This window comes from Vibrio sp. OPT18, from assembly GCF_015163615.1.
GTDB classification, from domain to species: domain Bacteria; phylum Pseudomonadota; class Gammaproteobacteria; order Enterobacterales; family Vibrionaceae; genus Vibrio; species Vibrio coralliirubri.
Genome location: NZ_JADDYK010000092.1, coordinates 68,320 through 81,050 on the forward strand (window position 1 = coordinate 68,320; position 12,731 = coordinate 81,050).

The 12,731-nt window shown below is 44.7% G+C and carries 10 protein-coding genes; 5 read left to right on the forward strand and 5 right to left on the reverse strand.

What is annotated here, in order from left to right; all coding sequences use genetic code 11:
- Both IQQ51_RS23315 and IQQ51_RS23320 read left to right on the forward strand, forming a co-directional pair.
- Positions 1 to 1,607: DUF294 nucleotidyltransferase-like domain-containing protein (locus tag IQQ51_RS23315; RefSeq protein WP_228013189.1), on the forward strand; the 1,607-nt coding region annotated here is incomplete at its 5' end.
- A 5-nt stretch (positions 1,608 to 1,612) separates the two neighbouring features.
- Positions 1,613 to 2,329 (forward strand): 3'-5' exonuclease, encoded by a 717-nt coding sequence (locus IQQ51_RS23320; protein WP_050634574.1) that lies wholly within the window; start codon positions 1,613 to 1,615, stop codon positions 2,327 to 2,329.
- 77 nt (positions 2,330 to 2,406) lie between these two features.
- Here the strand turns inward: IQQ51_RS23320 and IQQ51_RS23325 are convergent, their stop codons facing one another.
- On the reverse strand, positions 2,407 to 3,099 hold the full coding sequence (locus IQQ51_RS23325; RefSeq protein ID WP_193842238.1) for an MOSC domain-containing protein: 693 nt from the start codon (positions 3,097 to 3,099) through the stop codon (positions 2,407 to 2,409).
- A gap of 151 nt (positions 3,100 to 3,250) precedes the next feature.
- On the opposite strand from IQQ51_RS23325, the gene IQQ51_RS23330 reads away from it, so the two are divergent.
- Positions 3,251 to 4,066 carry an AraC family transcriptional regulator gene (locus tag IQQ51_RS23330; RefSeq protein ID WP_193842239.1) on the forward strand — a complete coding sequence of 272 codons (816 nt, stop codon included), beginning with the start codon at positions 3,251 to 3,253 and terminating at the stop codon, positions 4,064 to 4,066.
- A 25-nt stretch (positions 4,067 to 4,091) separates the two neighbouring features.
- Here IQQ51_RS23330 and IQQ51_RS23335 read toward each other — a convergent pair whose 3' ends face one another.
- The 4 genes from IQQ51_RS23335 to IQQ51_RS23350 form a co-directional block, all read right to left on the reverse strand.
- A complete protein-coding gene (locus IQQ51_RS23335) occupies positions 4,092 to 5,981 on the reverse strand; it encodes a GGDEF domain-containing protein (RefSeq protein ID WP_193842267.1) in 1,890 nt (629 codons plus the stop codon).
- A 20-nt stretch (positions 5,982 to 6,001) separates the two neighbouring features.
- On the reverse strand, positions 6,002 to 7,150 hold the full coding sequence (locus tag IQQ51_RS23340) for a sugar ABC transporter substrate-binding protein (protein WP_416222624.1): 1,149 nt from the start codon (positions 7,148 to 7,150) through the stop codon (positions 6,002 to 6,004).
- A 350-nt stretch (positions 7,151 to 7,500) separates the two neighbouring features.
- Positions 7,501 to 8,595, reverse strand: a complete 1,095-nt coding sequence (serC, locus tag IQQ51_RS23345; RefSeq protein WP_086970254.1) for a 3-phosphoserine/phosphohydroxythreonine transaminase — start codon at positions 8,593 to 8,595, stop codon at positions 7,501 to 7,503.
- A gap of 163 nt (positions 8,596 to 8,758) precedes the next feature.
- Positions 8,759 to 10,021 (reverse strand): DUF945 family protein, encoded by a 1,263-nt coding sequence (locus tag IQQ51_RS23350; protein WP_050646811.1) that lies wholly within the window; start codon positions 10,019 to 10,021, stop codon positions 8,759 to 8,761.
- A 183-nt stretch (positions 10,022 to 10,204) separates the two neighbouring features.
- On the opposite strand from IQQ51_RS23350, the gene IQQ51_RS23355 reads away from it, so the two are divergent.
- Both IQQ51_RS23355 and IQQ51_RS23360 read left to right on the forward strand, forming a co-directional pair.
- Positions 10,205 to 12,148, forward strand: a complete 1,944-nt coding sequence (locus IQQ51_RS23355; RefSeq protein WP_193842240.1) for an ATP-binding protein — start codon at positions 10,205 to 10,207, stop codon at positions 12,146 to 12,148.
- On the forward strand, positions 12,141 to 12,638 hold the full coding sequence (locus IQQ51_RS23360) for a response regulator (RefSeq protein ID WP_017065410.1): 498 nt from the start codon (positions 12,141 to 12,143) through the stop codon (positions 12,636 to 12,638). The genes IQQ51_RS23355 and IQQ51_RS23360 overlap by 8 nt, the downstream gene beginning before the upstream one ends.
- The last annotated feature ends 93 nt before the right edge of the window (positions 12,639 to 12,731 follow it).

Genomic DNA, 12,731 nt, shown 5'->3' on the forward strand with positions numbered 1-12,731 from the left:
CTGTTAAAGCGACCGAAGATACCCTGCTCTACTGTATTCCTGAGCCTATCTTCCAAGAGCTCTACGACAACTATGACTCCTTTGCCGATTTCGTAGAAGTAGAAGATAACGCGCGACTGCGCCAAGCCAACTCAGACAGCAACGACGCTAACGACCTAACAACATCCAAGGTTAAAACGCTGCTGACCAGCGAAGCGCCAATGATCGAAAAAACGCGCACCATTCAGCAAGCCGCGACCATGATGGCACAAGATAATGTTTCCTCTTTGCTGATCATCGACCCAGATATCGTTGAAGATGATGAAGATGACTCAACACCCGTGATTGGCATCATCACCGACCGAGATTTATGTACGCGTGTCCTCGCCGAAGGTCTCGACCCATCGGATGAAGTATCCAGCGTGATGACACCCGAGGTTATCTCACTCGACCACAACGCCTATGTATACGAAGCCATGATGACCATGCTTCGCTACAACGTGCACCATTTGCCAGTACTCAAAGATAAGAAGCCAATTGGGATTATCGAAGCGACCGATATTGTTCGTTATGAGTCTCAAAACTCGCTGTTATTGGTAAGTAGTATCTTCCAACAACAAAGCATTGAAGATCTGAAGGTGCTTTCCGAGCAAGTGAAAGACAGCTTTGTGCGCTTAGTTAACGAAGATGCGAATGCCCACATGGTGGGTACCGCAATGTCGGTAATTGGTCGTAGCTTTAAGCAGCGAATTATCGAACTGGGCGAAGAGAAATTGGGCAAGGCGCCTATTCCTTACTGTTTCCTCGCACTCGGCTCAATGGGACGAGATGAACAACTGCTGGTTACTGACCAAGATAACGCAATTATTCTTGATGATACCTACGACGAGAAAAAGCACGGTAAGTACTTTGAGGAGCTGTCGACCTTTATTTGTGATGGCTTAGATCAGTGTGGCTATGTGTACTGTACTGGCGACATCATGGCGACTAACCCAACGTGGCGTATGACTCGTCGTCAATGGGAAGAGTGCTTTGCCGATTGGATTGATGATCCAAACCCGAAAGCACTGTTGAATGCTTCAATCTTCTTCGACTTAGATGGCGTTTATGGTCGTCTGAAATGGGCTGAGCAATTGAACAGCTTTATTGTTCGACGCGCACGTAAGAACAATCGCTTCTTGGCCTGTCTTGCACGTAACGCACTCAACCGTACACCGCCGCTCGGTTTCTTCAAAGATTTCGTGATGGAGAAAGATGGCCGCCACAACAACTCAATCAACCTTAAGCGTCGTGGTACTGCGCCACTGGCCGATTTGATTCGTGTTCACTCGCTCGCGGTAGCGTCTCGCTCCAAGAACTCTTTCGAACGCTTAGATGACATTATTGACGCAGGTATTCTGCCAAAAGGCCGAGCTCAAGATTTGAAAGATGCGATGGAGTTTATCTCTCTGGTTCGTATTCGTCACCAAGCACACGATGTCGACAACAACATCGAGCCTGATAACAACATCGAGCCAGAGAACCTGTCTGACTTCGAACGACGTAACCTAAAGGATGCATTCCAAATATTAAGTAATGCACAAAACTTCCTTAAGTTCCGTTATCAAGCCAGCAACAAGTTTAAGTAGGGCCTATGAACAAACTATTCAGATCACCTGCGGTCGATTGGCCATTTAAGTTTGCTCAGAAGCTGGAACGAGCGAGAGACGAGCGCTTAAAGCACTTTTATAGCCAGCCTCTTCCTGCGCCTGATACGCCACTTTCAGAAGTGATGTTCTTGGCTGTCGACTTTGAAACGACGGGTTTAAACCCAAACAAAGACGGCATCATCACCATTGGTTTAGTGCCATTTACGCTCAATCGCATCTACTTGCGACAAGCCAAACACTGGACGCTAAGACCAAAACAGAAGTTAGAAGAAGAGTCTGTCGTGATTCATGGCATCACGCACAATGACATCATTGATGCGCCAGATCTTAGCGAAGTGTTGGGCGAGATCTTAGAGTCAATGGCGGGACATATCCCAGTGGTTCACTATCGTCGTATCGAACGTGACTTTTTGGACAATGCATTGAAAGTGCGACTCGGTGAAGGCATTGAGTTCCCAGTCCTCGACACACTGGAGATTGAATCTCAGATCCAAAATAAACTGGCTGGTGGCTTGTGGAATAAGCTAAAAGGTAAGAAGCCAGCTTCAGTCAGACTAGGTCAGAGTCGTCGTCGATACCACCTACCCGACTACACGCCACATCATGCATTAACTGACGCTATTGCGACCGCCGAGCTTCTCCAAGCGCAAATTGCTCATCACTTTGACGCTGAGATGCCTCTGAAGAGTTTCTGGCTCTAACTGACGTTCAGTAGAACCTACACATTTTAAAGCCCACTATTTTTACAAGTGGGCTTTATCATTTTTATCGTCTGAGTTTATACGGCAGTTGGCCCAACCAAACGCATCTCCCAATCTTCAACTTCGCCCGTTTCGAGACGACGTTCAACCAGTTTCCCCCAAGACTCGACCAAAGGAAGTTCAGCCATCTGACTCAGTTCTTCTCTATCTAGGCTTCCGGTAAAGACAGCGCCCATAATGCGCGCGAGCGACCAATCAGGGTATGATCTTTCACACAGAGTAATCTCGTCACCTGCGCCAATATCGCCCTCTTCCAATACTCGAAAATACCAGCCAGTTCGAAGTGTGTCTTGCAGTCTTCTTGCCATATCGTTTTGCTCGAATCGCACATTGAGCTTCCAACAAGGCATACGCCCTTGCGAAACTTCCAACAATGTTGAACCAATCCGAATCTTATCGTTTAAACAAATAGACGCTTCAGTCACTCCACTTGAGCTTAGATTCTCGCCAAATGCCCCTGCAGATTGGAAGATGGTTTTGCTGCCCAAGTCCTTTTCCCAAACTGGGTAGTGTTCGCTTGGGTAGATATGAAGGGCTTTTTGAATGCCACCATGAAAACGAGGGTCACCTTGTTCGTCATTGGTAAAACCAAGCTCTGTAGCGTGTTGACGTTCCGATAAAACCTGTTTGTTGATGGCACTCTGTGTACCGTGAGCAAAGGCAACGGTTTTACCTACCAATACGCTGTTGATTACACCTAACTTCTTCATATCCCTTCCTTATTAATGGAAACTTTCTTACTGAAAACATACTTGCTGAACTGTATGAGGTAAGACGGCATCACACTCGACTTCATTCACTATGCCGAGCATGATAGCCTAACAAGCCAATGTCAGAGTAGAGATGTAAGGACAACTAACAATGCCAACCCGCCAAATAGATTCTCACTCCGATGTCATGACTTCCAACGAGATGATGGCTGCCAACCCCAACTCACCAGCACTAGTAAAGACCATCGACATGCCTAAAGGTTTCATCGATGCAATGCACCAACATACTTGGCATCAAGTGATCTTTCCAATCAAAGGTTTATTGCAAACTAAGACCGAGCACTACCAGCATCTTGTTCCGCACACTTCTGCGCTGTTGGTACCTGCGGGTATTCAACATGAATCTATCGCATTGAGCCATACGACGTTTGTCGGCATCTACCTTAACCCTGCCTTTGGCAGTGAATATGAGCCTGAAGTGCGAACCATTACCCTCACGCCATTTCTAAATGAACTATTGCAAGAGATCCGAAGGCAGTGCGAAGGATTGGTGAGTGATGATGAGGTATCGCGTTTGCTCGCGGTTCTGCACGACCAAATAATGAAAGATAATGTGCAAACCTTTCAATTATTGCTACCCGAAGACAGGCGCTTGAAGCTGATATTCGAAGCGCTGACAGACTCACCAATATTAGATTATTCGCTAAAAGATTGGGGAGAAAAAGTCGGCGCATCGGAGCGAACGTTATCGCGCTTGTTCTCAAAAGAGTTCAACACGTCATTTCAGTTGTGGAGACAACAAATCCGACTGATTTATTCGTTATCTTTGCTGGATGAAGAGCTCTCGATCCAACGTATTGCTGACCAAGTTGGCTATCAAAACGACTCTTCGTACATCAAAGCGTTTAAAGCATATTTTAATCTCACGCCACAGCAGTTTCGCTCTAATGGGCGTCGAAAATCGTGATAGCTATTTGTCAGCGTGATTGGTATTACTTCCCCACCACAGACAACGTTTGGTAATAATGACGCTTTTGCTGATACATATTCTCATCAGCGACTGAGAACAATTGCTCAACGTCTGTTGAATCACTAGAGGCTGCACCAATCGAGAATCTGATAGGAATAGAGATACCCGTTTTGGTCTCGATTGTCTGTTGCTCCTGAGCAATGTACAACTGCTCAGCCATCTCTGCGACATTGAGCGAATTCGACTCACCAGACGTTAAGGTAAGCACCGCAAATTCATCTCCACCTAAACGATATAGATTACTGGCAGGTGTCAATTCGTGGCTGATTACGTCTACGCAGCATTGTATCAGCTCATCCCCGACTTCATGTCCATGAGCATCATTCGTCGTTTTCAAGCCATTGATATCTATAATGATTAAAGAAATCTGATTTTGGTTGTCGTTAATGCTTCGTTTGCTGAATTCGAGATCTTCATTAAAAGCTTTACGATTCAAACAGCCAGTTGGCATGTTGATGCGCGTAATCTTTTCGAGCTCTAGCCAACCTGCTAACTGTTTTTGGTACATGTCAAAAATCAGAAGATCTTCTTCACTGAGTAGCTCAAATGAACTTGAACAAAAATACCCGATTGCAGTCCCCTGTGAGTCACAGAGTATCAGGTCAGCCTCGCTAGTTCGGTTAAAATGAAACTGAATCGAATGTTGAGCAAGTAGTGTCTTTAACTCTTGATCGACCATTTGAGGAATCAACCGAAACTCAGCCGCCTGTCTCGACGATGCAAACTGCACGATCTTTAAAATACGATGCTTCTGGGATTCTTCGCGCGCGAGCGAATACGTTAACTTGCTGGTTTTCTCTTCGACTAAGTCCTCTAGCTGAACATTAAATCTTTCGAGTTTATCGTTGCTTTCGGTAAGCTCACGGACTTGGTACTGTATGCGACCCCACATGGTTTCCAATAAACGACTCAGCGTGACGAACTCTGTAAAACGATGTTCATCCACACTATGAGTCGGTGACTGGTTATGCGAATACGACTTAACAGATTCAGCCAACAAGTTTAACTGCCCTGAGAACCAGCGGCTTAGGAACAGAGCAAACACAATCGCGATGGCAAGCGTCGCCACTAATATTCTGACAAAGACCACCTGAGCTTGTTGCATCTCTAATAAGCGCGCACTGTCGGAAATATGATGTTTGACGTTCAGTACCAACTTGTCGGTAAAGAATTTACTGTCGATAGATATAATGTTCGCACTTTGTTCAGAAGACTGAGCATCCGTTGAATCAACATAGTTAAACTCAACCGACTCATTTTGATAAAGGAAAGGCGTCACTTTAGTGTTAAGTCTGTCATACCCCATAAGAACCACAAGATAACCCTGCGGCGTGTATGTAGAACCTTCAATCAAACGATAAGGTAAAATCGGCGCGACAAAAGCAATACCGGCAGTGGCATTATCCGCCACTTCCGTTTCGGTAAACTCGGTGTGGAACAATTTCCCTTGCCCATAAACCGATTGAGGACGCTTCAAGCTTACTAATAACTGGCTCTGCTCAAAATGGTACAAGCTGCCTTTGCTGTCATAAATGGGCTTCCAGTTTTGGTCCAGAATATAAGTCGCGGACACACTCTCCGCTAGCGCATTGAAGCTATCCATCTTGTCCCAAACCACACTCGAGAAAAAGATATTACCACCCGCTTTAATCAGTGATCGGTCTTGCGAATACCATTGGGTTAGGCTCGCCGTCAGCTTAATTTGCTCTTGTACGGTTTGACGAATACCGGTCGTAGAGTTGTCCAGCTTGGTTTCTTTTTGCTCTAAAGAACTTTGGTTTTGTTTATTGAGAATCAACTGCCCCGCTAGGTAAACAGGGAGCATTGAGCAAGCCAGCAACACCAAGCCCATGGTGTATTTTAATGATAGCTTCAATCTCTTACCCTCATATTCGCCGAGTAATATTGAACAAAATCATTGTAAAACTTATGCAGTTCACTCTTTGGCATCCCCGACTTGTAACGCTGATACGCCCGAGCCGATGCCTCCCAAACGATCGCCATCTTGTAGTCACTCGACATCATTTGCGACGCTTGAAACTCATCGTACATATTTGAAAATGTCTGGTTACCTTCCTCAACACGGCGTTGATTAACCTCATAAAACGGCGACACCATGGCACTCGAGTGAGCTAAATAGGTGAAACTGTTTGATTGCAGGTATTTAACTACTTCTTTCAAAGCTAATTTCTTATCTGGGTTTTGCATGCCTTTTTCCGTGACAGCAAAAATCTTCGCGCCACTAAATGAAGACATACTTTCACCACGATAGGTCGGCAACGAATTGATGTATAAATCTCGACCAAAAGCAGCATCGAGTTCGCTGAAAGCCCAATCGCCGTCAATCAAAAACTCGACTTCCCCATTGATGAATCTCTGCCTCGCGCAAATATCACTGCACGATGATTCGATGACTTTTTTCTGCTGTAACATGTCGATGAAATCAAAGATAGCAACTAACCCTTCACCATTAACATTCTTCGACGATAATAAGTCTTCAGAAAAAAGCTGATAGAAAGCTAGATAGAAGTACATGTTTGGATTGGGAAAAAGCACGCTCACTTGATCGGACTGAGCAGAGCGTTCAATGAGACTTTCCCATGTCACGACTTGCGCTTGAGGTTTACTCGAATACAGAACGACCTGGTTTCCAATACCAACCGGTAACGCCTTAAGCTCACCGTTGATGACCACCGCGTCGAGCGCTTTTTTCTCATAGCGTTGGGTATCGACCCAAGCATCAGGAAGTGTCGCTAAATCGATATATTCAGTTAGACCTAAGAAGTCAGAAGGAACCCAAATGGCGTCGGGAAAGGTATTGTCTCGAGGATCAGCGACAAGAAGTTCAGAACGAATACTGTTGACGTCAAACGAACGAATTTCTACACGATGATCAGTCATCGCTTCGATATGTTCTTTTACATAATCGGCCGTTTCATAATTAATACCAGCCCATATTTCAAGTGTGGACGAACAAGCAACGGCCGGAAATAGCATCGCAAATAGACTCAATAACCTCACACTTGGTTCCTTGTGGTAAAAATTAGACGTTGGATTTTAATCGCCCATCAATAAACCGGGCGATGCGGCTTATCGCTCGCAGCTCATGATTAGAGATTCAGTTTTGGGCGACACGTTATATAGTAAAAACTGTCTAAAAAACAGTTGGTACTCTCGCTTTAAGAGAAAGGTCTGCTCATTCCGATACATCCGTCATATCTCTGGATGACTGTTCTTACAATAAATCAACATACCATACCCTTTATTATTAACGACAAAAAAATGCCGCAAAAGCGGCATCTATCTCGTTCGGTGCATTCGACACAATAAAAATCAAATAAGCAATTTATCAGTCAAAGCCCTATCATCGATTAAGCGTATTTCTCTTCGAAATTTTTCATGAAGCTAACCAGCGCTTGAACGCCTTCCAGAGACATTGCGTTGTAAAGTGAAGCTCTCATTCCACCTACTGCTCTATGGCCTTTCAGTGATTTCAGACCTGCAGCATCTGCCAATTCTAGGAACTTGCCATCTAACTCAGGTTTCGCCAGTTGGAACGGCACGTTCATTCTAGAACGGTTTGCAGTGTGAACATCGTTTTTGTAGAAAGCTGAGCTATCGATTGCATCGTAAAGCAGCGCTGCTTTCTCTTTGTTCACCAACTCCATCGCCTCAACGCCACCTTGAGCTTTCAGCCACTTGAACACAAGGCCTGATAGGTACCAAGCGTACGTTGGTGGTGTGTTGAACATTGAGTCTTTTTCAGCAAGTACTTTGTAGTTCAGAATACTCGGCAACACGTCGTTTGCGAGTTCGAGTAGATCATCACGTACGATTGCAATGCAGATACCCGCTGGGCCAATATTCTTTTGCGCGCCCGCGTAGATAACACCATACTGAGACACGTCAATCTTACGAGACAGAATGTTAGATGACATATCCGCTACGATTGGCTTATCCGTTTGAGGAAGCTCGCTGATTTCAATACCATCGATGGTTTCGTTTGGACAGAAATGTACATACGCCGCTTCTGGGTCGATTTTCCAATCTTTAGCTGGAACAACCGCCGCTTTACCATCAATTGACGTCTTCGCGTTGAATACATCGATTTCGCAATATTTGCTCGCTTCAGTCACTGCGCTTTCTGCCCAGTAACCCGCATCGATGTAAGTCGCTTTCGTCGCGTCACCTAAAAGGTTTAGAGGAACAGCAGCGAATTGAGCACGAGCGCCCCCCTGACAGAAAAGAACTTTGTAGTTGTCTGGGATGTTCAGAAGATCACGTAGGTCCTGTTCGGACTCGTCAGCAACTTGAATAAATTCCTTGCTGCGATGGCTGATTTCCATCACGGAAGTCCCTAAACCATTCCAATCAATAAAGTCCGCTTGCGCTTGTTTCATTACCGGTTTAGGCAGTGCCGCTGGGCCAGCACTGAAGTTGAATACGTTATCTAATGTAAGTTCCATGGGGATGATTGCTCCTGCTAAATAATAACCATGCAAGTAATACCATGTTTTACCCAACATAAAAACAACAAAAGAGGTCTTAAGACCTCTTTTGTTTTGTACCGTATAAAATGTTTAAGCTTAACCTGCTAAATCACCCTATCAGTATTCAAGCCTGCTCTGTTTATTGAACAAAAACCGGCATAAGTAGAGCGATTAATGGAATTTCTTGTCCATTTTCGAACACTAGGTTTCCATTTTCTAAGTCAGCGCTGATTTCATAACCACTTTCTGTTTCCTTGATCATTTCCATCACAAGCAATTCATCGATACCTTGACGGATGAATGGGTACTCTTCAACAAGTTCATTTGAGAAGCTAGAGTGAACGTTGCCCGTTAATGCTGGCATAATCATCGAAGGGTTGCTGCTGATGTTTTCTGTCCCTTCCGGTACGCTCACCAACCACTTAGATTCGAACTGCCCTTTACCTAGCTCTAGTGACATGTTGTTCATTGAAAGGTCGAAGCCTTTAGCAAACAGGATATCGATAAATGGAATGATCTCTGCAACGTCTTCTTGCGTCATCACTGGATTAGATTGGTAAATCTCAAAGATTTTCTCAAACGACTCGCTATCCAACTTCGACATTTCAAAATCGACGTTTAGGTTGTTCAACTGGCCTTCACTGGTCTCGATGTTTGCGATATCCAGCTTGAGGTTGCTGCGCAGACGCTTAGTTGCTTCATCTAGATGCGATTCAAAATCGTACTTAGAGTTTTCAATGGTCATGAAAGGCTGCATTGCAGAATCTGAAACCAAGAAGCTATCGATAGTAAAATTCTGAGTACCTAACCAGTAGCCTTTCGCTTGTTGGCCTGAACCCACACCTTTCAGATTAGACAGCGTTACCTCTTCACCGGTTTCAAAATCAATTTGAACTGAAGGGATTGAAAGCTCGTAATCAACTTGGCCTAAAACAGTCGCATGGCCAGAAAGATTCGATTTAGTGATCGATACCGAAGTACCATTCTCATCAGAACCTTGATGATTGAACTGGCTTAACTCGAAGTTAAAGTCAGTGTTGCCGTTTAGCTCAGTGCTAGTTGTCAGAGTTAAAGGCAGAATATCGGTATTCTCAAACGTCGACAGTGCATTTAGGCTCACCAAACCGTGGCTAACTGCACTATTGATGACAAACTCACTCGGCAGCCCATCAATCGCAAGTTGCTCTTTCAGGTTTTCATCCGTCACAGTTAAACGAGTGGTTACATTGGAAGACAGGTAACCTCTATCGTATTCCACGATCTCAGCTTGAATGCTTGAATTGTTAAGCTTTGCAACGCCATCGGTAATCGCATTTTGTCCAATTTGGCCAACCGCTAGTGGCCAACAAAGTGCCAATGAGATTGCGCCGCCAATTGCACCAATTTTTCTTAACTGTTCCATGAGTTCTCTTTCTACACGTGTCTGTTTTTTTTAGTCTAACCCATCAGTAGCAAACAAGAAACATTGAGTTAAATCAGTCTATTGCTCGATACTTCGATTGCCTCAATAAATTAACGGCTAGCTCTCATCCTTATTCGGCGGTTCTTGCTAGGCTAAAGACGTCGCTACTATTAAGGTTGAGCTGTGAATCAATACGCTGTTATCTGTTTGGACAATAATCCGGTTAGCATTGAAAGAATACGTTCGGAGCTGGCTCCGTTGGCTTCTGTATTCGATATTTATACTGCCGAGAACATAGAAGATGCTCATCACGCATTAGAAGATATTCATGATCACAACCAAACCGTAGCCTTGGTGATCACTCATCATCATTCTGAATTTAATGGCGTGCAATTTCTGATTGAACTCGAACAGCTGCCCCATAGTAATACCGCAAGAACGATATTAGTCAGCGCTTCGTCAGACATTCAATCCATTCTGACCGCCGTAAATGAAGGCAGGCTCAACCACTGTCTAACCAAACCGGTTCAAGATCAGGTTCTATTCAAATCAGCGCAAAAAGAGCTGACCTCTTTTGTAATCCAATACGACTCAGAAAACCTGCTCTCTTACAGTAATGCATTGGATCAACAGCGCTTACTCAGAGCGCACATTGAACAAAAGATTCACTCTTTCCAATCGGGGTTCATTCACGACTACCACCAGCTTTCTGATAATGCCCTTGCTGAACGTGTCGTCAGTGCATTACAAGATGTGTTTTCAAAAGATGACAAAACCAAGGCCATTCGAGACTACTCACCCGAACATCTCCTCACTGTAGAAGGTGAAGACAATCGCTTTTTATGGCTGATCATTGAGGGTGAAGCCGCTCTCTATAAAAAAGATGAGTTGGGGCAACAGCGGGAAGTGGTACGTCACTCCAAGGGGAACATTGTCGGCGGGATGTCGTTTGTGACGGGTGAACCTTCGTTCTCAACCGCGATAACCCTAACCCAGACACGAGTCATCAAACTGGATAAAGATAGCTTTGCTCAGGTAATGCACTCAAACAATACCCTGCTGCCGTTATTCACCAATCTATTGCTCCGTCATTTCAATCGACGTTTGCAACGCAGCATCACCAATAAGATCAAACTCCAGCAAACACTAGAATCATTAGAGTCTGCACATCAACAACTGATCGAAAAAGAGAAAATGGCGATGCTCGGGCAGCTAGTCGCGGGAGTCGCACATGAGCTAAATAACCCGATTGCAGCCATATTAAGAAGCATCGAAACTTTGTCAGACCATCTCGACCAGATATTGGCAAACCTATCCGTTCCTGAGTCCAATAAAGGGACTGACGTACTGGCACATTCAAAGTTAGCTAAGCCACTATCGACGGCTCAAGAAAGACAGCTCGTAAAGCATCTTACGTCGACTATTGCTGACCGTGCTTTAGCAAAAAAAGCCGTGAGACTAAACCTGAGCCAAGACTCTACGGTGCTAGACACATTAAAAGCGTCCCCTGTCGCAGGCAAAGAGCTGCTCAATGACTTAGAGCATTACCATTATGTTGGAAACTCTATCCGCTCAATTCAAGTGTGCAGCAAGCGTATTGCCGATATGGTCAAAAGCCTAAAAAGCTATGCCAGAGAAGATGAAGAAGTTCGCCACTACACAGATATCCACGAAGGGCTTGAAGATACCTTAGTGATCTTTGAAAACAGGCTCAAACATCACCAATTAGAGAAGCATTACGACACCGACTTACCGCCTTTATTGTGCCAGTCGCTATCACTGCAACAAGTGTGGACCAACCTTATCTCCAATGCGCTCGATGCCCTTTCTGAACGAGGAAAAGTGTCCATCACCACTTCTCAACAGACAAAAGGCGACGACACGTTTCTTGTGGTGCAAATCTCCGATACTGGCCACGGCATTGCCAAAGAAGACATCAAAACCATTTTCAACCCAAATTTCACGACCAAAAAAGAAGGCAACTTTGGTTTAGGGATTGGGTTATCCATTTCTCAACAAATTGTTTCGGCTCATCAAGGGTTTATTTTGGTGGAGTCAGAGGTAGGCAGTCATACAAACATGCAAGTGTGGCTTCCATTCAAACAAGAAGGAGCACCCCATGAATAAGTACCTAATTTTATGTGTCGATGATGAACCTGAAGTTCTCAATAGTGTCCTTCAGGACTTGGCGATATTTGAAGAGAACTTTCTGGTTGAAGGTGCTGAGTCGGTCGATGAAGCCAAGCAAGTCATCAAAGAAATGGGACAAGATGGTATTAAGCTCGCGTTAATCTTGTGCGACCACATCATGCCAGAAGAAACCGGCATTGATTTTCTGATCGAACTCAACCAACACGACGCGACTAAACCAACGCGTAAGCTGCTGCTCACAGGGCAAGCTGGGCTGGAAGATACCGTCACGGCCATTAACAACGCTGCACTTGATTTCTATATTTCAAAACCTTGGCAAGGCGATCAACTGAGAGACACGATTACTCAACAATTGACTGACTATGTCATTGCCAACGACAAGCAATTGCTTAACTGGACTTCCATCTTAGATACCGAGCGCATACTGACTTCAATGGCGGATAAACGCACCAGTTTTGGAGAATAGCACTGATTGGTTAATGGATACTGAGAAAAGCGGCATCCGATATAAGAACCGTCCGAATGCATACAAATTTTGGATAATTCGCTCGTCTATTTT

Excerpts from the sequence above, each read along its gene's own strand:
- IQQ51_RS23320 (WP_050634574.1), top strand. The coding sequence starts at position 1,613 with ATGAACAAACTATTCAGATCACCTGCGGTCGATTGGCCATTTAAGTTT.
- IQQ51_RS23325 (WP_193842238.1), bottom strand. The coding sequence starts at position 3,099 with ATGAAGAAGTTAGGTGTAATCAACAGCGTATTGGTAGGTAAAACCGTT.
- IQQ51_RS23330 (WP_193842239.1), top strand. The coding sequence starts at position 3,251 with ATGCCAACCCGCCAAATAGATTCTCACTCCGATGTCATGACTTCCAAC.
- IQQ51_RS23335 (WP_193842267.1), bottom strand. The coding sequence starts at position 5,981 with ATGGGCTTGGTGTTGCTGGCTTGCTCAATGCTCCCTGTTTACCTAGCG.
- serC (WP_086970254.1), bottom strand. The coding sequence starts at position 8,595 with ATGGAACTTACATTAGATAACGTATTCAACTTCAGTGCTGGCCCAGCG.
- IQQ51_RS23350 (WP_050646811.1), bottom strand. The coding sequence starts at position 10,021 with ATGGAACAGTTAAGAAAAATTGGTGCAATTGGCGGCGCAATCTCATTG.
- IQQ51_RS23360 (WP_017065410.1), top strand. The coding sequence starts at position 12,141 with ATGAATAAGTACCTAATTTTATGTGTCGATGATGAACCTGAAGTTCTC.